At 35.0% G+C, this 24,803-nt stretch carries 12 protein-coding genes; 4 read left to right on the top strand and 8 right to left on the bottom strand.

All coding sequences use genetic code 11. The features are described 5' to 3' along the window. Positions 1-99: 99 nt before the first annotated feature. The 8 genes from AAGF08_RS17110 to msrB form a co-directional block, all read right to left on the bottom strand. Positions 100-2,553 (bottom strand): polysaccharide biosynthesis tyrosine autokinase, encoded by a 2,454-nt coding sequence (locus tag AAGF08_RS17110; protein WP_343512555.1) that lies wholly within the window; start codon positions 2,551-2,553, stop codon positions 100-102. 3 nt (positions 2,554-2,556) lie between these two features. Then, entirely contained in the window at positions 2,557-3,372 is an 816-nt protein-coding gene (locus AAGF08_RS17105) for a polysaccharide biosynthesis/export family protein (protein ID WP_343512554.1), read from the bottom strand. Positions 3,373-3,581: 209 nt separating this feature from the next. Further along, entirely contained in the window at positions 3,582-4,310 is a 729-nt protein-coding gene (kdsB, locus tag AAGF08_RS17100; RefSeq protein WP_343512552.1) for a 3-deoxy-manno-octulosonate cytidylyltransferase, read from the bottom strand. A 42-nt stretch (positions 4,311-4,352) separates the two neighbouring features. Further along, positions 4,353-6,812 (bottom strand): polysaccharide biosynthesis tyrosine autokinase, encoded by a 2,460-nt coding sequence (locus AAGF08_RS17095; RefSeq protein ID WP_343512551.1) that lies wholly within the window; start codon positions 6,810-6,812, stop codon positions 4,353-4,355. Between the two features lie 6 nt (positions 6,813-6,818). Then, positions 6,819-7,640: a polysaccharide biosynthesis/export family protein gene (locus AAGF08_RS17090; RefSeq protein WP_343512550.1), complete on the bottom strand. Its 822-nt coding sequence runs from the start codon at positions 7,638-7,640 to the stop codon at positions 6,819-6,821. 124 nt (positions 7,641-7,764) lie between these two features. Beyond that, positions 7,765-8,703 carry a GNAT family N-acetyltransferase gene (locus AAGF08_RS17085; protein WP_343512549.1) on the bottom strand — a complete coding sequence of 313 codons (939 nt, stop codon included), beginning with the start codon at positions 8,701-8,703 and terminating at the stop codon, positions 7,765-7,767. A gap of 30 nt (positions 8,704-8,733) precedes the next feature. Continuing rightward, the gene (locus AAGF08_RS17080) at positions 8,734-9,768 is read right to left on the bottom strand and encodes an LLM class flavin-dependent oxidoreductase (protein ID WP_343512548.1); all 1,035 of its coding nucleotides are present in this window, start codon (positions 9,766-9,768) and stop codon (positions 8,734-8,736) included. Positions 9,769-9,837: 69 nt separating this feature from the next. Continuing rightward, a complete protein-coding gene (msrB, locus tag AAGF08_RS17075; RefSeq protein WP_343512623.1) occupies positions 9,838-10,287 on the bottom strand; it encodes a peptide-methionine (R)-S-oxide reductase MsrB in 450 nt (149 codons plus the stop codon). A gap of 180 nt (positions 10,288-10,467) precedes the next feature. On the opposite strand from msrB, the gene AAGF08_RS17070 reads away from it, so the two are divergent. The 4 genes from AAGF08_RS17070 to AAGF08_RS17055 all read left to right on the top strand — a co-directional run. Then, positions 10,468-11,241: a glycerophosphodiester phosphodiesterase family protein gene (locus AAGF08_RS17070; protein ID WP_343512547.1), complete on the top strand. Its 774-nt coding sequence runs from the start codon at positions 10,468-10,470 to the stop codon at positions 11,239-11,241. A gap of 165 nt (positions 11,242-11,406) precedes the next feature. After that, positions 11,407-12,801 (top strand): sulfatase, encoded by a 1,395-nt coding sequence (locus AAGF08_RS17065; RefSeq protein ID WP_343512546.1) that lies wholly within the window; start codon positions 11,407-11,409, stop codon positions 12,799-12,801. Between the two features lie 743 nt (positions 12,802-13,544). Next, positions 13,545-19,379 carry an Ig-like domain-containing protein gene (locus tag AAGF08_RS17060; RefSeq protein WP_343512545.1) on the top strand — a complete coding sequence of 1,945 codons (5,835 nt, stop codon included), beginning with the start codon at positions 13,545-13,547 and terminating at the stop codon, positions 19,377-19,379. 502 nt (positions 19,380-19,881) lie between these two features. Beyond that, positions 19,882-24,803, top strand: a 4,922-nt coding sequence (locus tag AAGF08_RS17055) for an Ig-like domain-containing protein (RefSeq protein WP_343512544.1), incomplete at its 3' end; no start/stop codon positions are given.

Below are 24,803 nucleotides of genomic sequence, written 5' to 3'. Positions count from 1 at the left end.
TTTATTAATTAATAGTGAATCCCTTTTCATTTTCAAAAAAAAGAGTCCCACTCTTTCGGGACTCTTTACCATTTTATTTAAATCCAATAAAAAGAAGAATTATTTTCTTCTCAAGGCTCTTTTCCACCAAGGTAATTGCACTTCCTCATGGTACCCATACGAATTACTTCCATAGCCGTAACCATAGCCATATCCATAACCATATCCATAGCCTTTGTCTATATGAACATCATTTAGAATCCCATATATTTTTTTAACTCCACCTTTTTCGACGAGGTTATTTAATATCTGTGTATTACCCTTTAAGGAGTATGCTTGTCTGAAAACAAAGAAGCTAATATCAGCCATAGAGAATAATTCTTTAGTCTCTGAAACTAAGCCAACTGGGGGACAATCAAATACAATTACATCATATGATTGTTTTATCTCATTAATAATTTGAGAAAATTTATCTTGTAGAAGTAGTTCTGCTGGGTTCGGTGGAATAGGTCCAGAAAGAATTACATCGAACCCCTTATATCCTGAAGATTTAACAACTGATTCCCAAGGAGTGCTTGAACTCAAGCAGGTACTCATACCCACATCGTTACTCAAGCCGAAATCCTCGGCAATTTTAGGTTTACGTAAATCCAAACCAATTAAAATTGTCTTCTTTCCCATCAAGGCATATACTGAAGCCATATTAATGGATACAAAAGTCTTTCCTTCACCTGAAATAGATGAAGTAAAAAGTATCGTCAAATTTTCCTTTTGCTGGCTTAAATAAGACATATCAGCCCTCAATGACCTAAAAGACTCAGTAACTGTCGAGCGAGGATTATTCAAGACAGGAAGTGCGTCTTCGGAGCCATTTCTTCCCACCATTCCGATTAATGGAACTTTTATCTGATTTTCTAATTCTTTAGGGTCTTCAATCTTTGTGTTTAAAAAGTCTTTGATAGTAATAAAGCCTATTGGCAATATTAAACCAAGGATAAATCCTATCATCAAATTTAATGTACGCTTAGGAGCTACAGGTTCTTGCCCTGCCTTTGCATAATCCAAAATAGCATTTTTAGGCATATTGGAAGCCTTTGTTATCTCAGCCTCTGCCTTTTTTTGCAGTAGATAAACGTAAATATTTTCATTGATTGTAAACTGCCTTTGAATCCCCAAGAGATCTCTTTCAGTTTTAGGTAATGCATTTATATCTGATTCAATCGTCTGAATCCGATCATTTATATCAGCCAATACATTTCTGGTATTATTTAAAGCAAGATTAACATTTTCTTGTAATTGCTTTTTGGTGTTGGCTATACGGGTTGCATTTTCTCTTACTGCAGGTGCTTGATCCGAAAAATTAGATTTTAACCGGATTTGATCTGCTTGTAATTCTGCCAAAGCACTGACCAACGAATTTAACAAAGGGTCAGTTACACCAATAATAGAAGGTGCCACCAAATCTCCCCCTTGATTATTTTCTAAATAAGAGTTGAGGGTTTGATAATATTTTAAACTTACTTCGGTCTCTCCTTTTTGCTTTTCCAACTCTTGAAGTCTTTCGAAGATTACAGAACCTTCTTGCGAAAGATTGAATATATTATTTTCTGACCTGTATTTTTGAAGCTTGTTTTCAGAAAACTCCAAGGAATCTGAAATACCTGATAATTGCTGTTCAATAAACCTTATAGTGCTTTCAGATGCTCTATTTTTCAACTCTAATTCTCTCTCAAGATACATCTCCATTAATTTGTTGATGTAATCTTCACCCAATCTTCTAACGGGTGTTTCAATGCTAAGAGATAAAATTGAGGCCTGTTTATTGATAGGAGAAACAGTCAATTGTTCTAAAAAATTAAGGGCTAATGTAGGCGTATCGGTAAATCTGAAAAGGAATTTATCTCCTGGATTCCCACGTATATTGGTTACTTTAAAAGAAAGATTATCTTCTTCGATTGACTCCCCAAAGCTATAAATCGATTTTTTTAAATTAGGCTCAAAGCCTATATTTTCAGGTAATACCTTATAATAAGGGTCTGAGGGGTTATAAATCTTAAAATCATCATCCTCAATCTGAATTTCAAAAGAATCTTGGCTCAATATTTCTATACTAAAAAGCCCACCAACCCATTGTGACTGATTCCAATTGACTGAAACAATGATTGGTAGTTTATCATAAATCTGGCTGGATTTTAAAAACCCTTCCTCAAAATATTGAACATTTAAATTTAAATTGGAGATCGTTTTTTCAGCCAAAGAAAACGACTTCAAAATCCCCATTTCATTTTCAATATTGCTTTTTCCTTGAAATCCAAGACCTGCTGATTCAAATAGATCCATCCCTAGAGCTGGCTCTTCTTCTTCTATTAGTACACTAGACTCAATTTTATAAATAGATGTGGCATAACGATTAAAAAAAAATGCTGAAATCAATCCTGCAAACATGAATGCAAGAATGAGAGGCCAATATTGCAAATAATTAAAAAGTAAAACTTTTAAATCTATCTCATCCTCCTTTTGAACTATTAAAGGATTTTGTTGATTGACTGAATTCTGAGTCGAATTAGGGTACATATTTTACTTAATTAAATTCAGGATAAGTGCTAAAGCTGTGATTGCAGAAATTACCAAAGCTATTGACTCTGCAGCATTCTCACCGGCACCAACCTCTCTTACCTTCATTGGTTCCGCATAAATTTGATCATTGGGCTGAATAAAATAAAATTCAGATTCAACTACATGTCTATCATTTAAATTCAATCGATGTAATCTTGTTCCTTCAGGATATTGTCTAATTAGTAAAATAACATCTCTTTTTGCAATTGGAGTCAAATCACCTGCATTAGCAATTGCTTCAAAAATCGTCATTCTATCTTGCAATACAACAAACTTGCCGGGTCTTCTAAATTCTCCTAAAGCAGAATAACGAATCCCCCCTAATTTTACCTTGACGTATAATTCCGTAGTTACATAAACCCTTAATTTTTCTTCTATTTCTATTCTTGCTTCTTCTAAGGTTTTATCTTTTACCGTAACCTCTCCAACTATTGGAAGCCTAATTTTACCTTCATTGTCCACAGTATAGCCTGTCATATAGTAAATATCACCACCAGACTGACTTGCCATATTCCCCATTTGATTAGTCCCTTGAATTCCCGTCGCTTTATTATTGAATCCATTTTGGATCATATCATCCACAGTCTGAATATTGACATCTATAATATCATTATACTGTAATCTATATTCAGGAATTTCATAAGTTATCAACTCTCCATCCTCAATTGGTTCACTACCTTCTTGATTCTGGAGGTAGATGATCTTCTCATTAGAAACACAAGATGTAATAGCAATTAGGGCGATCATTACTACAATCCCTATTCGGATACTCCGCATACATTAGATTTTATTAAACAGTTTCAAAAACTGGGCAAACATAATCATTTTAACAGAAATAGAGGTCAAAATTTACGAATTCATAAAATGAATCACCTTTATGACTTGAATAAAAACTGAAATTTGATTAATTGATAAAATTGAAAGGTTTTGTTCTATGACTTTACCTCAAAAAAAGAAATAAATAACAGTATTCCAGAACAAAGTTCTTAGCCTTTTTTGAGACCAAGAATCACCCTTGCCCTTGCAAGATCTTCAGCCGTATCAATAGCAACTGTTTTATGATTCGTTTCAACCATCCTTATTTTAAATCCATTTTCCAATAGCCTTAATTGCTCTAACATTTCAATAGATTCTAACTTGCCTCTTTTCATTTGAGTGTATGCAAGTAAAGCAGCTCTTCTATATCCATATATGCCTACATGTTTCCAATAGAGAAGATCTCTGATTTTCTCCCTATTATATGGAATTGGAGAACGCGAAAAGTACAAAGCGTCATCATTTACATCCGTAACCACTTTTACAAAATTCGGGTTTTGTGCCTCATCTTCAGAAATCTTGGTTTTGAGAGAGGCTATTTGGACTTCTTCATTTAGAAAGGAATCCACTAAATCATTAAGTGACTTCCTGTCTTGAAAAGGCTCATCGCCCTGAACATTCACAATCAATTCAGCATCAACTTGTTCTAAAGCCTCCGCAATTCGATCTGACCCAGACTCATGATTTTTTTGGCTAAAAAAAACATGTCCGTTTAAAGCCTTGATTTGATTTGCAATTTCTTCATGATCCGTAACCACCCAAACTTCATCAAATACTCTTGTTGCAACAGTACTTAGATAAGTCCTTTGTATCACTGTTTTGCCTCCTAGATCCTGAACCAACTTGGCGGGAAGTCGAGTTGAAGCAAATCTAGCAGGAATTAATGCCGCACTTTTCAAGGAATTCTTTATTTTAAATCGATTTGGATTAGAAATTCACAATTATTTTGCACGAAATGCTTTCTTTAACTTTTTCATGAAACTTGAATCATTCTTCTTAATTCGTTTCTTTTTGGAATCTAAATCTTCTCCATAATAATTATACATGTACTTATTATTCTGAGAGTATAAATAAGTATTTCCGTAGCCATAATTGTATCCTTCGTAATGATATCCAGAATTTATTATTCCATTAAACACACCGTATACATTTTTCACTTGTTTGTTGTTAAACAAGTCATTAATCATTACTAAGTGATCTTTTACAGTATAACTTTGCCTAACCACATATAAATTAATATCAAAAAGTCTCATCAAATCAATAGTTTCAGATACCAGTCCCATAGGTGGTGTATCAAAAATTACTACATCAAATCGTTCCTCTAAGTGATGCAGTAAATCCTTTAACCTCTGGGTTTGAAGCAATTCAGCAGGATTTGGCGGAATCACTCCAGAAGGGACAAAATACAGATTGTCATGTTGACTTTTAAAAATAATATCTTCCGCTTCAACTTTACCTATGAGATAGGTTGAAAGTCCTATTTTATCTGAATGACCAAAATAGGATGCAAGTTTGGGCCTTCTTAAATCTCCTCCTACAACGATAGTTTTTTTGGAGCCTAAAGCCATTGCTGAAGCAAGATTCAAAGATGTGAATGTCTTTCCCTCCCCTGATACAGAAGAGGTTACTAATATTTTCTTGGTATTTTTACCACTTGCTAAATAGGTAATAGCAGACCTAAGAGATCTAAAAGATTCAGCCACAGCAGATTTTGGGTGTTCTAATACAACTTGATTAGTTTCTTTTTGACTATAGCCAATAATTCCCAATTGTGGAATCATGAAATTCTTCTTTAAATCTCTTTGATCTTTTATGGTATCGTCAAAAATGTCCCTAACAACGATGAAACCAAAAGGAATCAAAAAACCCAACACAACTGCCAAACCATAATTCTGCTGCTTTTTGGGGAAAATCAAGGTTCCTCTTTTTGCTGGATCCAAAATAGAATTGTCAGAAACATTTGAGGCCATTGCAATACCTGCTTCAGCTCGTTTTTCTAATAGATAGGTATATAAAGATTCTCTTAATTTAAACTCTCTGAAGATTCCAGTGTATTGTGATTCAGACTCAGGTAAAGTTGCAAATTGAGAATCATAAAAGTCAATATCATTTTGAATATTTGTTTTCTTTTGGCGGGTATTTTCAATTAGGTTTACCACATTTTCAAAAAGAGCTTCCTGAACTTTTTCCATTTGCACATCAATCTTTGTAACCTCAGGATGGTTCTCATTTACAGTGGCAAGTAGCTTTCTTCTATCTTGGGAAAGTGTAACCAAAGTCTGAATAAGTCCATTTAGTAAAGGATCAGGTACTCCTATTACTGAGGGAGCAATTACATCAGAAAAGTCTTTACTTTTCTGTTCCATATACTGACGTATTTGTTCAAAATAATTTAGTTGGTAGTCCAATTCGGCACTCATTTCATCCAACGTATTCATTTTGGTCAATATATTTGAAAATTCAGCTGATACGTCCAGCATTTTATTTTCAACTTTGAAATTTTGGAGTTCCTGTTCTTTATTCTTCAAAGAATCTTCCAGAAAGCCTAATTGCTCTTCTATAAATTTGATTGTGTTTTCTTGAATTCGATTTTTTTCATTTAAATCATAGTCTATATAAGAAGTCATTAAGGCATTGATATAATCCCTGCCTTTTTCTACAACCTTAGTATTTGTGCTCAATCTTAATACAGAACTATATTCATTTACCAAACTCACATTTATAGATCTACCAAGCTGCTCCTCTAATACTGCAGGATTCTTTAGAGAAAAAACAATTGATTCCCCAGCTCTTCCTGGGTTGACAAGAAAAACTGTAAACTTTGATCTTCCTGTTTCAATCTCCTCTCCAAACCTAAATGTCTTGTTGTAAATAGACTCATCTCCTGCAGCCATAGCAGAATTAAAGTCCATAAAACCAGAGGTTTCCGGTAAAATTTTAAAATTTTCCTCAGATAATATTTGTAATTCAGATGGAGTATCGGTTACCTGTAAATGATCCCAATCCACATCGATTCTAATCGGAGATCGATCATAAAGTTCAATCGCCTTGATATTAGTTTTTGCGAAATATTCTACATCAAAATGTACTTTCTGTAACGCTTCATGAGCAAGATTTTTTGAACGCAATCTTAAAATATCATTTTCAAGATTAATACCTGATGAAAAAATATTAGATCTATCAAGAATTCTAGCCTCAGGAGAAGTATTAGTTTTGATGATCATCGAGCCAGTAACCTCATATTCATCCACTGTATATCTGTGAAATAAAAAAGTAGCAATCAGAAAAATTAAAATGAATAAAATGTACCAAGGCCAATACCGAATGTATTTTGCTATGACATACCTAATCTCTAGGGCTTTTTCTTCATTATCGAGCTGACTTAAGTCTAATTTTTCCATAGTATCTTAATTACCCGTAACCAAATTAATAATCAACAAGGTGGAAGCCAACAATCCAGCAAATAAAGCTAAGGAAGCCGTCAAATTATCAGCTGTACCAATTTGTCTAATTCTCATCGGTTCCATATACAATATATCATTGGGTTGTATGAAATAAAAAGGACTAGCTAATATAGCTCTGTCATTCAGATTAATTTGATGGATTTTTGTACCTCCATCATATTGCCGAATGATAAAAAGCTTATTCTTTTTACCCAATAAAGTCGTTTCTCCTGAATTTGCCAAAGCGTCAAAGATAGTGGCTCTATTCTTATAAATTACTTTTACGCCAACACTATTAAACTCCCCCAGAGTAGTATATCTAATTCCAGCTATTCTAAGCCTTACATAAACCTCTTCTTTAAAAAACTTATTGATTTCTTCCTGGACTTTATTTTTGGCATCTTCCTCTGTCAATCCTGAAATCTGAATCTTTCCAAGCATTGGAACTTCTACAAAACCTTCTTGATCAAGACTGTAACCTCTAAAGTAAAGCGGGTCTGACCCCTGCCCTCCTCCTGAACCTCCCCCCATACCTGATATTCCTCCTCCATTGGCATTTTGATATGTGAATGCTTTAGTCAATTCTTCATCTGAAGAAGCAAAATCTATTTCCACAATATCAAATGGTTGTAAAATATATTTATAATCAACCTCTCCAAAAGGAATAAACTCATCCAATTCAATAGGTTCGTTTTCAGGCAAATTCTGTAAATAAGTTATTCTCTTGTTACTGATGCAAGCTGAGGCCAAAAGCACTAATAAAAACAGGGGTGAAAGTTTTCTCATTAATTCTCAATTGAAGAAAGTAACGTAAATATATAGAAAATGAACAAGGGTGAATTCAAAATTAGAAACGATCATCCAATTATTCGATTGGGCTTTGGAAACTACAGGTTAAAATGAGTAAAAATCAAAATACTTCTAAATCCCCCAAAGACCATTTCCAATCTACTTTCATGGGGTGAAATTCTTCTTTAACTTTTCGAATTGTGAGAAGTGGTCCGGCTTTTAATATTGGAAGTGAACCGAGGTAGATGGCTTTTTGATCTGGGTACTGAGTTCCTGAAAATGAAGTAAATCTAGCTCCACATAATCTTTGAACTTTACTAAGGGATCTTTGGAGTTGAAGTTTTGTTTCATTTTCTAATTGATTCAAAATGAATAAATCAGTAACTCTAAGCTCTCTACCCAATCTACTTTCTTTGATTCTGTAAAAAAGCACATAATTTTCTTCATCACTTAAAAAATAGTAGGGGAATAAAGGACATTCATGATATCTCCATTTTAAAAACCCCTGTTTTAAATTTGTTTTAGGATAGTTTTGAGTTGCATTTGATTGCTCAATTTTTTGAATTAGTTTTTCAATTTTAATCCAGTTTTCCGGTTGTAATGGATGCTTGTTTTTACCCGCTTTCAAATGAAACTCTAGTTTCAAAGGTAATTTCCCCCACTTTTGCCATCCCATTTTTACATAACCAGGCATGCTGTCATTATTCGGACTATTATAAATGAAATCAATTCCTTCTTTTTTAATTTTATCTATTAAGGAAAGCGTCAACTTACTGAAAATCCCCTTTCCCTGATATGCTGGATCAATTGCCGTGTCTACTGCCCTGCAAGCCTTTACAACATTCCCATTCACTAAAAACTCCCAACGCAAAAATACTCTCACCCCAATAATTCTAGTTTTTTCAACGGCAATCAATATTGGAGAAGGTCCAAATGGGTTATTTAAATGTTTCCATTTCCATAGATCAATTGATTTAGGTGTCAAAGCCTCTCCAAGAGATATTTTCAACAAAGAAATAATTTGAGGAATATCTTCTTCCTCACCTATTCTAATTTCCATTCGGTAATTATAAGAAATGCAGATTTAAATTTATCCCAAAAACTGTTTTACGCTTGGAAGTACTTCCTTCCCTATCAGTTCAATTGATGCCATTAGTTGAGAATGGGATAATCCAGCATTATCCATTTGAAAAGTAAATCTCGAAATACCTCCTAGAGCTTCACTATGTCTAATAATCTTTTCGGCAACCTCTTCGGAACTACCTACAACCAAAGCTCCTGTTTCTCCTGTTTGGGCATAAAAATGATCCAATGTTACCGGAGGCCAACCTCTTTCCTTTCCAATTCTTGTGAAAGTTTGAGCATATCCTGGATAGTAATTTTCTAACGCCTCTTTTGTGGTTTTAGCCACATACCCTAATGAATGTAAACCTACTTTCAAAGTTTCCTCAGGATGACCAGCTTTCGCTCCTGCTTCCCGATAAAGATCAATTAAAGGTCTAAATCTATGTGTTTCACCACCAATTACTGCTACCATTAAGGGCAAGCCAAGCGAACCAGCTCTCGCAAATGATGCGGGGGTCCCTCCTACTCCTAGCCATATCGGCAGCTTCTTCTGAAAAGGTCTTGGATAAATACTTTGATTCGTGAGCGAAGGTCTAAATTGACCTTGCCAAGAAATCGTTTCTTTGTCTCTGATCTTGAGCAACAGGTCCAGCTTTTCTGCAAAAAGCTTATCGTAATCATTTAATTTCAATCCAAATAAAGGGAAGGCTTCTGTAAATGAACCTCTTCCAGCCACTATTTCTGCCCTTCCTTTTGAAATCAAATCCAAAGTGGCAAACTCTTGGAAAACACGAACTGGATCCGCTGCACTGATAACTGAAACAGCTGAAGTCAATCGAATATTTTTAGTTCTGGAAGCAGCTGCTGCTAATATGATGGCTGTAGCCGAATCCAAAAACTCCTTTCTATGATGCTCTCCTATTCCAAATACATCAAGTCCAACACGATCTGCTTGTTCTATTCTTTGTAATAATTCCTCTAAGGAATTGGCACTCTTTTCAGAATCTATTAATACGTCTCCTGCTTCCGTGGCTGCAAAACTGTCAATTCCTATTTCCATATTATTCAGTTGTTTACAATTTTATATAACTAGCAGAAAACCTTTAGCTAAGCTGATTTGAACCCGCTTTTATTTAGAATCTATTTTCTTGAGTGAAACAGCATTAATGCAGTACCTTAATCCACTAGGTTCCGGGCCATCCGGAAACACATGTCCTAAATGTGCATCACAAACATTGCATGTCACCTCCACTCGTACCATTCCAAAACTCACATCTTTTGTATATGCAACATGACTTAATTCGATTGGTTGAGTGAAAGAGGGCCAACCGGTTCCACTTTCAAATTTCACTGTTGAATCAAATAGCTCGGTTCCACAACAAACACAAGCATATTTTCCAGGTTCAAAAAGGCTGCACATCTCTGAACTATGGGCTCTTTCTGTACCTTTTTGTCTTGCAACTCTGAACTCCTCAGAGCTCAAAATCTTCTTCCATTCAGCGTCTAGTTTCTCGACTCTTTTGGGTGGTTTTGGATTTCCATTGTTTGCAAATTTGATGACGTCATTCCAAGTGATCATTTTAACTTTATTTAATTTCATACTTCAACTAAAGTCCAACATCAGAAGTTTTAAATTAATTCTTTTGACACAATTCAATTTTATTTCTTAAATGTGAAAATTTTGCTAAGAATGATTCATAGGGAATGGAAACTCTTAAAGAAGTGATACTTTAGAGTATCAAATCCCTTATCTAATAATATGAAAAGCGTCTTTTTATTATTTCTTATTTCAACTTTGATAGCATATCAAAGCTATTCTCAGAAATCATTTCATAAAAACAAAGTAATAGCCCATAGAGGTGCATGGAAAGCAAATTCGTATCCCCAAAATAGTTTAGCTTCTTTAAATCAAGCTATTGCTTTGGGTTGTGAAGGTTCTGAGTTTGATGTATGGATGACTGCGGATGGAGTTCTTGTAGTAAATCATGATTCAGATTTTATGGGAATGCCAATTGAAACTACTAACTATAAGCAACTTTTGACTAAAAAGCATGAAAATGGAGAAAAGCTTGCTACCGTAGAAGAATATTTAGCAGAAGGAAAAAAGCAAAAAGGAACTAAACTTATTTTTGAAATAAAACCCTCTAAAATCAGTGTAGAAAGGTCAAAAGAAATTGCTGAAAAATCAGTTTTAGCAGTTAAGAAAATGAAAGCGAAAAAATGGGTAGATTATATCACATTTAGTTATGAGGGAGGATTGAAAGTAATTGAAACAGACCCGAAAGCGAATGTTGCTTATTTAACAGGAGATAAAACTCCAGCGGAATTAAAAGAAGCTGGATTTTTCGGTTTTGATTATAATATTGGTGTTTTAAAGAAAAATCCCCAATGGATAAAAGAAGCAAAAGATTTAGGCTTAACTGTTAATTCTTGGACTGTAAATAATGAAGAAGATATGCGATGGCTTCTGAAAATGGGTACTGATTTTATCACAACAGATGAACCTGAGTTATTATTATCTATTATTGATTAATTCCAAAAACTTATCCTACGCTACTCAAAAATCTCTTGGAATATTGATTTAAGTAAGAAAATGGTTTGGTATTTATTAAATTGAGTACTACTTGAAATAATTATGATTCTTCTTTCATACGTTTTTTTGGATGAACTTAACTAAAATAGACCTAAAGCAATACATATGAAAATATCTCCGAAATACTTTCTGCTACTATTAACATTAGTCTCATTTACTAAACCCAGCCTTTCTCAAAACTCCAAACCGAATTTTATTATAATTTTTACAGATGATCAGGGGTATGGAGACCTCGGTGTTTTTGGACACCCAACTATCAAAACTCCAAATCTGGATCAAATGGCCGCGGAAGGTCAAAAGTGGACTAATTTTTATGTTGCTGCGAATGTTTGTACTCCTAGTAGATCAGCAATTATGACGGGTAGATTGCCTGTCAGAACAGGTATGTTCAGTAATACTAGAAGAGTATTGTTTCCAGATTCGGGTGGCGGACTACCTTCTTCGGAGAATACCATTGCAAAGTTGCTTAAAAATTCCGGCTACAGCACAACTGCAATTGGTAAATGGCATCTAGGACATCTCCCTCAATATTTACCAACAAGTCACGGTTTTGATTCCTATTTCGGGATTCCCTACAGCAATGATATGGATAGGATTAATGATGTTTCGGCAAAAGTCGCATTTGCGGAACCAGATTATAAATATTTCAATGTTCCATTGATGAGAAATGAAGAGATCATTGAAAGGCCGGCAAATCAAAATACAATTACAAAACGATACACGGAAGAGGCGGTTAATTATATAAAGGAAAATAAAAACAATCCCTTTTTTATTTATTTAGCCCATTCCTTGCCACATGTCCCCTTATTTGCAAGTAATGATTTTATGGGTACAAGTGAAAGAGGTCTTTATGGAGATGTCATTGAAGAAATAGACTGGAGTGTCGGTGAGATCTTAAATACGTTGAAGCAAGAAGGAATCGATAAAAACACTTATGTAGTATTCACTTCAGACAATGGGCCTTGGTTAGTTTATAACGAACAAGGCGGAAGCAGTGGCAGCCTCTTCGGTGGCAAAGGCACAAGCTATGAAGGTGGTGTGCGAGTACCGACTATAATATGGGGACCAGGAAATGTGGAACCCGGAGTAGTCTCAAAAATAGGAAGTACATTGGATTTGTTACCTACCTTTTGCAATCTATCTAATACTCCAAAGCCAGAGGACAGAATCTACGATGGGTATGATTTGAGCCCAGTCTTAATGGGCAAAGACGAAAACCCTCGAGAAGAAATGTTTTACTACCATGGAGACCGATTATTTGCAGCCAGAAAGGGAGATTTCAAACTATATTTTTACAAAAACAACCCGATGGGCTATCCCGCGAAAGTTGAAAAACTGGATACGTTAAAACTTTTTAATCTGGCACATGACCCTTCAGAAAGATTCGATTTAGCTCCAGGAAACATGGACATTGTTAATGAAATAAACGAACTCGTAAAAATACACCAATCAAAGCTTACAATGGGAGTAACACAATTAGAGAAGAGAATAGAAAATTAACGTATTGATAAAATGTCTTACACCTAACCAAATGAAATTTCAATTCCCAAGAGAGATTAAAATGTTTACCCCCTAAAATCTTCAAAAGATATACGTGAATAAAAATTTAAACGCACTTTATAACTTATGAAGGGTTTGATATAGGATTAGTATCAATCTCACTTAAACTAAGCATACTGAAATTCAGCTTTAAAAATTTTTACCTCCAAGGAATATCATGAAAACTGATTCAAAAAACTAGTATGGGTACTTGAAAAAAAAATTCAGGAATTATTTTTTAAATTGGTTAATCAACTGTTAAATGGGTTTTGATTTTTTTTAATAAACTCAAAAATCATGAGTTTCCTTACAAAGTTGAAGCCCTCTGAAGTGGAACAAGAAATTTATTTATCCAAAGAACACTTTTTTTCTAAATCTTAAATATAATTTTTGGAAAAAAATAATTTGAAATACATTTTTTTTGACACAAAAGTAAATTTTATTATTTTAGTTTTTGGACTCATATTTCAAATAACTATTGAAATAATCTGATACACATCTTTTTCAAATTCCATTATAATGCGAATCAAAAAGGAAATTAAAACTTTAAAGTGGATGTCAATCCAGAAGAAAATTGAAAGCTTAGATTAAAAAAAATATATGAACTAAATTTATTCACTTATGAACTCTCCAATTTTATCACTCAATTCATATTGGGATTTTTTTGAGAAACAACAGATTTCGGCTTACACAAAATTTTACTGTTGATTCTTTTATTTCAACTTCCCTTAACCTCTTTTGCAACAGATTACTATTTCTCAACTTCTGATGGTGATGATAACAGAAGCATAATAGAAGCTCAAAATCCCGCAACTCCTTGGAAAACCATTGCCAAGTTGAATGCCCTTTCTGCAGGTTTAAGACCGGGAGATAGGGTTCTATTTAAATCCGGCGATGTATTTTATGGGACTATTAATGTTGTCAAAGGGGGTACTTCAGGGAGCCCTATCACTTACACTTCTTATGGAGTTGGGGCGCCGCCAATAATTACCTCCTTAGAAACAATTGAAAACTGGAGATCAATTGGAGGAGGAAAATACGAAGCTTCTCTTTCAAATTTAGAAAGTTCTAAAATTCAAATATTTGAAATCGATGGCGCTCCGCAAGAAATTGGAAGGTTTCCAAACTCTGATGCTGAAGAATCCTATTTAGAAATTAGAAATGTTTTAAATCCAAACTCGATTTCGGGAGATTTTAGTTTTCCAAATCTGGCAGGTGCTGAGCTTGTGATCAGAAAGAATAATTGGATCATAGATAGACATCCAATTTCATTTTCATCTGGAACAACTATAAATTTTGAAGATATTGTAACGGCCTACCAAGCCAGGCCTGGAAGCGGGTATTTTGTCCAAAATCACGTAAGTACGTTGGATAAATTTGGAGAATGGGCTTATAATCCTGAATTAAGAACAATTTCCGCATTTTTAGGATCAGCTGACGCCTCCTCTTACACCTTTCAGGTTGCTACTAAAGATCATCTCGTTGTAAATCAACCTTACATCAAATACATTACTTTTAGAAATCTGCATTTTAAGGGAAGTAACAAGAGCATTTTTAATCTTGAAAAATCGGGAAATTTCATTGTAGATCAGTGTATTCTTGAATCGGCAGGTGAAAATGGTTTTTATATTCAGGAAGTTCCTGATATGGTTATTTCCAATAATACCGTAACAAATAGTCTGAATGATGGAATCTTTGTCTTTTACGGTGGTCCACGAATGGTTATTTCTAATAATATTTTTGAGAACACCATGCCTTTTAATGGAATGGCTAGAAGCAGTGATCTTACAGGAGTCGGAATTTACATTCCATTTGATTCCGATAATTCCTTAATTGAAAAAAATCAGGTTATTAACACCGGATATAACGGTATTCATTTTGGGGGAGATTTTACTATTGTTAAAAATAATTTAGTTGATAGGTTTTGTGTTTACAAACAAGATGGTGGTGGTATTTACACAAATGCAGATAATCAATTTGATAGAAATAATAAAGGGAGAGAGATTGTAGGAAATATCGTTCTAAATGGAATCGGAAATAAGGAAGGTACAGAGGAAGAAGCTGAACTTGCCCACGGAATCTATAATGATGACAACAGTTCCGGGATAAAAGTCTCTCAAAACACAGTAGCCAATATTAATGGAAATGGCTATTTCGTTCATAATAACAATAAAATTGAAATTTCGGATAACTTAATTTTTAAAGCGATAAACCAATTAAATATCACCCATGATCCATTAGGTAATTCTATCAGGGAAATGGTAATTAAGAACAATACTTTCTCAAGTGTTTTTGATAATGAAGCTTTGATTACACTATCTTCAATTGATTATGATTTGGATCAAGTTGGTATAATTGATGAAAACAACTTTTTTGACCCCTACAACAGAGACTTTATATTTCTGAGCAAAAGTCCATCCGATGCAACAGCTGTCTCAAGAAATCTTGAAAATTGGAGTAACGAATTTGGGTATGATGAAAATTCTAAGAAACCAAGATTCAACATAAAGAGATATAATGTGCTCGAAAGAGATCTCATTAAGTCCAGTACCTTTGATTCGGATATTAATTTTGTTGCGGCAACTTATGGGGGAACCGGTCAATTCATACCTGATGGTATTGATGGAGGTTCCCTTTCAATTCAACCAAATCCAGGAAATAATTCGGCTACTTATATTCAAATTGGTCCTGTTGAGGAAGGTGAGCAGATTTTACTCGAATTTGACTCCAGAAGTTCATTGGCAGAAAAAGAAGTCTCTTTGTTCCTTGAGAATTCTTTTAATGTAGATCAAAAAAGCAGTGTAAAGTATTTTGCTACTACCACAGAAGCAGAGAGTATCCAAATTGGCTTCACTGCATTGGCTACGGCTGGAAATGAAAGTATTGTAATTAAAATAAATGACCCTGCAGATGCAGTTATTTTTGATAATATGTCTGTTTCTAAAGTTACGGCAGAAGAATTAGACCTCAGAGAATTTCTTTATTTCAATTACAATTATTCCGATGAACCAGTAACGCTTCCACTTTCTGGTGTTTATAGAAATGCTAAAAACGAACTAATTGATAATGAGGTTACTATCCCTCCTTATGGTTCAGTATTATTGGTGAAATTAGAATTAAGTCAATTAGGTATTGAAGCTTCCCCAATAGAAATAGCAATTACTGATCCTGTTCAAGATCAAGAATTCTTTAGTGGGCAAAATGTACCGATCAATACTGAAATTATTGATTTAGCAAATGAACTTGATAAAGTTTGGATATTACAAGGAGATAGTGTTCTTGCAAGAATTTTTGAGCCTCCTTATAGCTTCACTTGGCCAAACCCGAGTCCTGGGTCATATAATTTAAGAGCGATAGCTTTTGACACTCAAGAAAGAGTTACTGTCTCTGATTTAGTCACTATCAATGTCCTAGAGGAAGCTTTAACAAATCTTCCACCTACAGTTAGCATCCAAAATCCTTCAAATAATCAATCTATCGATATAGGGAATGATATCACTATTAGTGCGTTCCCAGAAGATGCTGACGGGACAATCGATCGGGTTGAAATATTTGTAGGAAATACACTTATAGGAACTGCCAATGCCGCTCCTTATGAAGTTACATGGACACCAACTGATATATCCAGTTATACCATTAGTGCTAGAGCTTATGATAATGAAGGAGCTGAAGGTGTATCTCAAAATGTAATAGTCAATATTACTGAACAGCCTGTTGATAATTTACCTCCTGCGGTTCAAATAATCACACCACTTGATGGTCAAAATTATGCTGTAGGTCAGGATGTGTTTTTACAGACCAATGCCAGTGATCCTGAAAACAGGATCGATCGGGTTGAATTCCTAATAGATGATTGGGTGTTCGCAACTACTGATGTGGCTCCTTATGATTTTAATTATCCAAATGCTCCAGCAGGTACTTATACAATAAGGGCAAAAATATATGATGAGCAGGGCTTAAGTTCTGAATCGAGTGAAGTTACGCTCAACGTTCTTAGTCCTGATGAGTTTGATTTCCCTCCGATAATAACTATTCAGCAGCCGATTGATCCTGAGGTTGTAATCAATTCACAAGTGTTTTTAGACATTAAGGCTGCTGTAACTGACCCTGAAAATGATTTGGATAGGGTTGAGATTTATAGTAATGACAATTTGATAGCTAACATTAATGCTGAACCTTTCGAATTTGAGTGGTTAGTTTCAGAGGTCATACCAGGTACTTATTTGGTATATGCGATCGCATATGATAATTCAGGAAATAGTACACAGACCAAAAGTATCACAGTTCACATATTCCCACCTGTAGAGGGGAATCTTGAGCCTACGATCTCTATAACTCAACCGTCTTCAAATCAAACAATTAGTTACCAGCAAAATTTCCTAATCACTACTAATCCATATGATCCTGAAAGTAACATCGAAAAGGTAGAAATATTTGCAGATGGAGCGTTGTTAGCATCACTTACTGAAGCACCATACGATTATGAATGGTCAAATATCCCAATTGGTGTCCGTGAGATTTATGCAGTTGTTACTGATGATATAGGTCAAACTGGTATATCAGAAACGGTTAATCTAAATGTAGTCAATTATGCTCCTACCATTTCGATTGTAGACCCTATCGACGGTCAGACCTTCCAGTTTGGTGATGATGTTCTTATAAAAACTGAACCTGTTAGATTCTCAGAAGCTAACAGAGGAGCTCCAATTTATGAGGAAGACGACATAGAAAGAGTTGAGTTCTTCTACAATGAGCAGATTTTTGCCATCGTAACAGAAGCTCCATTTGAATATAATTGGGAAAGTCCACCTGCAGGAACCTATACGCTTAAAACAAAAGTCTTCGACAATTTTGGACTTTCCTCAGAATCTCAGAGGCCTGTGATTCAGATCTTGGATAACCAGCCTCCCGTAACCAGCATTGTCACTCCAAGTCAAAATCAGACTTTCAACTTCGGTGAGGATATCCTGATTCAATCCTACGTAGCTGACCCTGAAAATAAAATCGCCTTGGTAGAATTCCTTGATGGAGATGTGGTGATTGGTTCCGTAACAGGAGGGCCCTACGAAATTAATTGGCAAAATGCCTCTGTCGGTATCCACGGATTAAAAACCAGGGTAACTGATCAGGGTGGCTTGGTAGTAGAGTCTTCTGTGGTAAACATAGAGGTAATAGAGGTAATAGAGAACCTGCCGCCGGTTACAAGTATTGTCACACCTACTCAGAATCAAGAATTTGATCTTGGGGATCCAATATTGATCCAGGCTTATGTGGTCGATCCCGAAGGTGAGATAGCATTGGTAGAGTTTCTCGATGGTAACACAGTAATTGGATCTGTTAACAATGGCCCCTATGAAATAAACTGGACCAATGCATCTGCAGGAAGTCACGAACTGAAAAGCAGAGTAACCGATCAAGGTGGTTTGGTTACCGAATCATCTGTGGTCACTATTGAGGTAATTGGAGGTTCTCCAGCAGACAATTTCAGTCTATACCTAAATGCCGGTAATGGAAAAACAGTAATTTATGAGGGCAAGGAGTTTATTGGTGATAAAACTACTACTCCTTTATATTATAATTACGATAAGGTATTTATCACAGAGGAGGCATCCACCGATGAGTTGTATCAATCCGGTAGAAGGACTGATGGATTTAATCAAACTTTGACCTATAACATCCCGGTTCCAAACGGTACATATAAAGTAAGTACCCATCATATTGAGTTACAGTTTGGATATAGTTCCAACGGCGGACCAGGAGATCGTATCTTTGATATTGAGATTGAAGGCAATACCGTAAGTAGCGGCGTGGATATAATGCAGGCAGTGGGGACTGGCAAACTCAAACTTGAGTTTGAGAATATTGAGGTAATAGATGAGATCCTTACAATTAATTTAATTGGAATCAAACATAGACCACTTGTTTCCGGAATTGCAATCGAAGGAGCAAACGTAGTTTCCTCAGGATCATCAATAGGATCAAGATTCTTAAGTAAACCAACTATCCTTGCCTCTCCTCTGGAAGGTACCGGACCTCTGAAGGTTGACTTTATGGGAGACTTGACTGGTGTGGATCAGGGTAATTTAAGCTACAGTTATGAATTCGAGGATGGAACAATTTCCTCCGAGAAAAACCCAACACATCTGTTTGTTACACCTGGTTCCCATGAGGTAAAAGTGACAGTAAGAGATGGAAATGAACTGGTAAGTCAGGAGACAATTACCATTCAAGTGAATAAGTCCAAGGATGCAGGATTCAATACCGATCCGGAATTTGGAAAGTCCTCGATCAGAATGTATCCTAATCCGGCCGATGATTTGGTAAATCTCCAGTCAACCAATCCAGAAGAGAAATTGAGTGATATCTCAATCTTTGATGTAAGAGGAAGGTTGGTACAGACCTATTTACCTGAAATGGTGGAAAATGAAGGTAACAAATACACTATTTCAGTAAGAAGCCTTGCTGCAGGTGTTTACTTCTTGACTACTACAACGGAGGAAGGTGTATCACAACTCCAAAGATTGATTGTCGTCAAATGATAAAAAAGCTTTAATGAATTAATAAAGAGTCCCGAAAATTCGGGACTCTTTTTTTCTTAATCCAGTCTTTTTGCTTCTGATTTTTTCACTAATGAATGTGTTTCGAAAAAAAAATCTTTAGGTGTTAAATAGCATCAAAAATTTTTATTCTTCTCTTTTTTAAATCTCCCAAGCTTTAGACTCCAATTTAAGATTGCTGCTTGTTTAGATAGAAGTCAAAACTTACTATACATTGAAATGAATTTTACTAAATCCGAATAATTAATAAGTGATAAAAAAATATAAAAAACATTTTTCTATATTCAAAAGTTGATATTTAGTATATTTGACATTTAATTCAGTTTTCCATTTGCTATTAAACTATTAATACCATTACACGAGTCATATCTTTTATGAGTCTCATTTTAAGAACACAATTGATATGTGACACTTTCATAAGAATTTGTACACTGAATTAGAATCAGACATTAAAATCAATAGATAAACTAAAAATATTTTAAATATGATCTCTTTGATAAATATTACAAGACCACCCTGGAATTTTAAAGAGAGAATTCAGAATTTGGATTCTACTAAAACTTTTCTTTTTATTCTTTTATTTCTGCTCCCTTACCTCACATTTGCTACAGATTATTATTTTTCCACGAGTGACGGTGATGATAATAGGACTATTTTAGAAGCTCAAAGCCCAGCTACGCCTTGGAAAACAATTGATAAATTAAATTCAGTATCGGCAGGTCTAAAACCTGGGGATCGGGTTTTATTTAAAGCTGGTGATGTCTTCTATGGGACCATAAATCTAGTAAAAGGAGGGTCAGCCGGAAGCCCAATTACCTATTCTTCCTATGGAGTTGGTATAAAACCATTGATTACCTCTTTAGAATCTGTTGAAGAATGGAGATCAATTGGTGGAGGTATATATGAGGCCTCCTTACCAAATTTGGAGAGTTCTAAGATACAAATATTTGAAGTTGATAATTCTCCCGTAGAACTCGGACGATTTCCCAATTCTTTTAGTGAGGAATCTTATTTAGAGATTAATAATGTTCTTAATCAGAACTCAATTTCGGGAAGTGCCAGTTTTCCAAACCTAGCGGGTGCCGAGCTTGTGATTAGAAAAAATAATTGGATCATAGACAGGCATCCAATTTCTTCTTCATCTGGAACAACGATAAATTTTGAAGATATTGTTACTGCTTACGAGACAAGACCAGGAAGTGGCTATTTTGTTCAAAATCACGTTAGTACGCTAGATGTATTTGGAGAATGGGCTTATAATTCAAGCTTAAAAACTTTAACGGCATATATAGGACCAAAAAAGACCTCTACCTTTAAATTTAAGGTGGCAAACAAAGATTACCTCGTTGTTAATCAGCCATATATTAAATACATAACTTTCTCTAATTTGCACTTTAAGGGAAGTAACAAAAACATTTTTAATCTAAAAAAGTCGGGAAATTTTATAATCAATGAATGTATTCTTGAATCAGCAGGTGAAAATGGAATTTATGTAGAAGAAGTACCCGATCTGATAATTTCCAACAACACCATAAAAAATAGTCTCAATGATGGGATTTTTGTCTATTACGGAAGCCCTAGAATGACTATTTCAAATAATATTGTTGAAAACACCATGCCTTTTAATGGTATGGGAAAGAGCAGTGACCTAACTGGTGTTGGTATTTATATCCCATCTGATTCAGATAATTCATTAATAGAAAAAAATCAGGTAATCAACACATCTTACAATGGGATCCATTTTGGAGGAGATTACACTGTTGTTAAAAACAATTTAGTTGATACGTTTTGTGTTTTCAAACAAGATGGTGGGGGAATCTATACCAACGCTGATGGACAATTTGACAGAAATAATAAAGGTAGAGAAATTGCAGGCAATATCGTGCTTAATGGTTTAGGAAATATTGATGGGACAGAAGAAGAATCCAAACTTGCACACGGCATCTACAATGATGACAATAGTTCTGGTATAAAAGTCTACAATAATACAATCGCCAATATCAATGGTAATGGCTATTTTGTTCATAATAATAATAAAATTGAAATTACAGATAACTTAATTTTTAAAGCTCAGAACCAACTAAATATCACTCATGATCCTTTAGGTAATCCTGTCAGGGATATGATTATCAAGAATAATATATTCTCAAGTATTTTTGACAATGAAGTTTTAATGGCTTTTTCTTCAATCGATTACGATTTGGATCAAGTGGGAATGATTGATGAAAATTACTTTTTAGATCCCTACGACAGAGATTTCTTATTTCAAAGTAAAGACCCCTCTAATTCCCAGGCGGTTGTGAGAGATCTTGAAAATTGGAAAAATGAATTTGGTTTTGATGAAAATTCAGAAAAACCAAGATTTAATATAAAAAGGTTTGAAATTCTAACACAAGATGAAATAAAGGCTACTGACTTTAATTCAAATATTAATTTTATCGCAGCAACTTACGGGGGAGTTGGTGAATTTATACCTGACGGAATTGAGGGAGGTTCCCTTTCCATTAAACCAAATCCTGGTAGTAATTCTGCATCCTATATCCAGATAGGAGCTGTTGAAGAAGGAGAGGAAATTCTTCTTGAATTTGACTCCAGAAGTTCAGTTGCTGAAAAAGAAATCATTTTATTCTTAGAGAATTCATTTAATGTTGATCAAAAAGGAAGCCAGAGGTATTTCGCAACAACCGAAGAAACAAGTCGCATTCAAATCGGATTTATTGCAAAAGCCTCTGTTGCAAATGAAAGTATTGTTATTAAAATAAATGATCCTTCAGAGGCCGTTATTTTTGACAATATGTCCGTCTCAAAAGTAACTACGGAAGAGTTAGATATTAGGGAATTTCTCTATTTCAATTACAACTATTCAGACAAGGAAGTGACATATCCTCTTTCTGGAGTTTATAGAAATGCTAAAAATGAAATTTTTGACAATAAAGTAACTATTCCTCCATACGGTTCGGAATTACTAGTAAAATTTGAACTAGATCAAATTGATGCCCCCTTGTCCCCAATTGAAATTTCAATTATTGATCCAATTCAAAATCAAGAATTTTATAATGGAGAAAACATACCTATCAATACTGAAATTATTGATTTAGCGAATGAACTTGATAAAGTTTGGATATTGCAAGGTGATAGCATTCTTGCTAGAATTTTTGAACCACCTTATAATTTCACTTGGTCAAGCCCAAATCCGGGGTCGTATAATATTAGGGCCATAGCCTTTGATATCCAAGGTAGAGTTTCAACCTCAGATTTTGTCACGATCAATGTGTTAGAAGAAGCACTGACAAACTTACCTCCCACTGTCAGTATTCAAAATCCCTCTGATAATCAATCAATTGATTTAGGTAATGATTTAATTATAAGTGCATTAGCAAATGACACCGATGGTACCATAGAAAAAGTTGAGGTGTTTATTAATAATATACTTTTGGGAACCTCAAATGTCTTTCCTTATGAATTCAACTGGTCACCTACTAGTATTGATAGTTACTCCATCAGCGCGAAAGCCTATGACAATGAAGGAGCAGTAGGTGTTTCCAGTAATATTTTAGTAAATATCACAGAACCACCTGCTGAGAATTTACCCCCAAGCGTACAAATAATAGATCCGGTTGATGGTCAAAATTTTATTCAAGGTCAAAATGTTCTATTCCAAACAAATGCAACCGACCCCGAAAATCGAATCGATAGAGTTGAATTCTTAATAGATGACTGGGTATTTGGTACAGTAAGTGAAGCTCCATTCCAATTTAATTATCCAAATGCTCCTGTTGGAACTTACACAGTTAAAGCAAAAATATATGATGATAAAGGACTTAGCTCTGAATCAAGTGAAGTTTCGGTAAATGTCCTTAACCCAGATGATATTGATTTACCTCCGATAATTTCTATTTCTCAACCAATTAAAGAGGTGATTTTCAATTCTGGAGAATTGGTAGATATAATAGCCAAGGTTACTGATCCTGAAAACGACTTGAACAGAGTAGAAATCTATAGTAATGACAACTTAATTTCTACCATAACTGCAAATCCTTTCGAGTTTGAATGGACTGCTGATGTTGTTCCTGGTACATATTTGGTCTATGCTATCGCATTTGATAATGCAGGAAACAGTGCAAAGACTGAAAACGTCATTGTACATATTACTCCACCAACTGAGAGTAATCTCCCCCCTACTATCTCAATAACTCAGCCATCGCAAAATCAGACAATAAGTTATCAACAAAAATTTCTGATTATGACGAATCCATATGATGCTGAAAATGATATCAAAAAAGTAGAAATATTTGCAGATGGTGATTTATTGGCAATACTTAGTGAAGCACCATACGATTATGGTTGGTCAAAAATACCATTGGGAATACATGAAATTTATGCGATCGTAACCGATAATGACGGGCAGACAGGAACTTCAGAAACTGTTAATTTAAATGTTGTGAATTATGCTCCTACCATTTCTATTGTTGATCCGATTGATGGCCAGACATTCCAAAATGGTGATGATATTTTAATAAAAACAGAACCTCTTAAATTTGATGAAGCAAATAAAGGAGCTCCACTATATGTAGAAGATGATATTGAACGTGTGGAGTTTTTCTATAATGAACAGATTTTTGCCATCGTAACGGAAGCTCCATTTGAATTCAACTGGGAAAGTCCACCTGCTGGTACTTATACTTTAAAAACTAAAGTCTTCGATAATTTTGGACTTACAGCCGAATCTAAAAGACCAACTATTCAAGTATTGGAAAATCAGCCTCCGGTTGCGAGTATAGTGACTCCAAGTCAAAATCAAACATTTGATTTGGAGGAAGCTATTTTAATCCAGTCTTATGTGGTGGATCCAGAAGGGCAAATAGCTTTAGTGGAATTCCTTGACGGCACAACTGTAATTGGATCTGTAACTTCAGGCCCTTATCAAATAACCTGGACGGATGCCTCAGAAGGAAGCCACGAATTAAGAACAAGAGTAACAGATCAAGGCGGTTTGGTTACAGAATCAACGGTTGTGACAATTGAGGTAATTCAGAATCTACCTCCGGTCACAAATATTGTTACACCTACTCAAAACCAGGAATTTGATCTTGGGGATCCTATATTAATTCAAGCTTACGTAGTGGATCCAGAAGGTGAAATAGCATTGGTAGAGTTCCTGGACGGTAACACAGTAATAGGATCTGTTAACACTGGTCCTTTTGAAATAACGTGGTCCAATGCATCCGCAGGTGGTCATGATCTAAGAACCAGAGTCACCGATCAAGGCGGTTTGGTTACGGAGTCTTCTGTGGTTACTATTCAGGTTAATGAGATTGCTTCTGCTGACTTCAGTCTGTATCTGAATGCGGGTAGTACTGAGACGGTAAGCTACGAAGGGAAGGTATTTGTGGGAGATCGAACTAT

Origin of the sequence: Algoriphagus sp. SE2, assembly GCF_039563885.1 — a bacterium.
In the GTDB taxonomy this organism is placed as follows: Bacteria; Bacteroidota; Bacteroidia; order Cytophagales; family Cyclobacteriaceae; genus Algoriphagus.
This window is presented reverse-complemented; position numbering and strand designations above follow the sequence as displayed.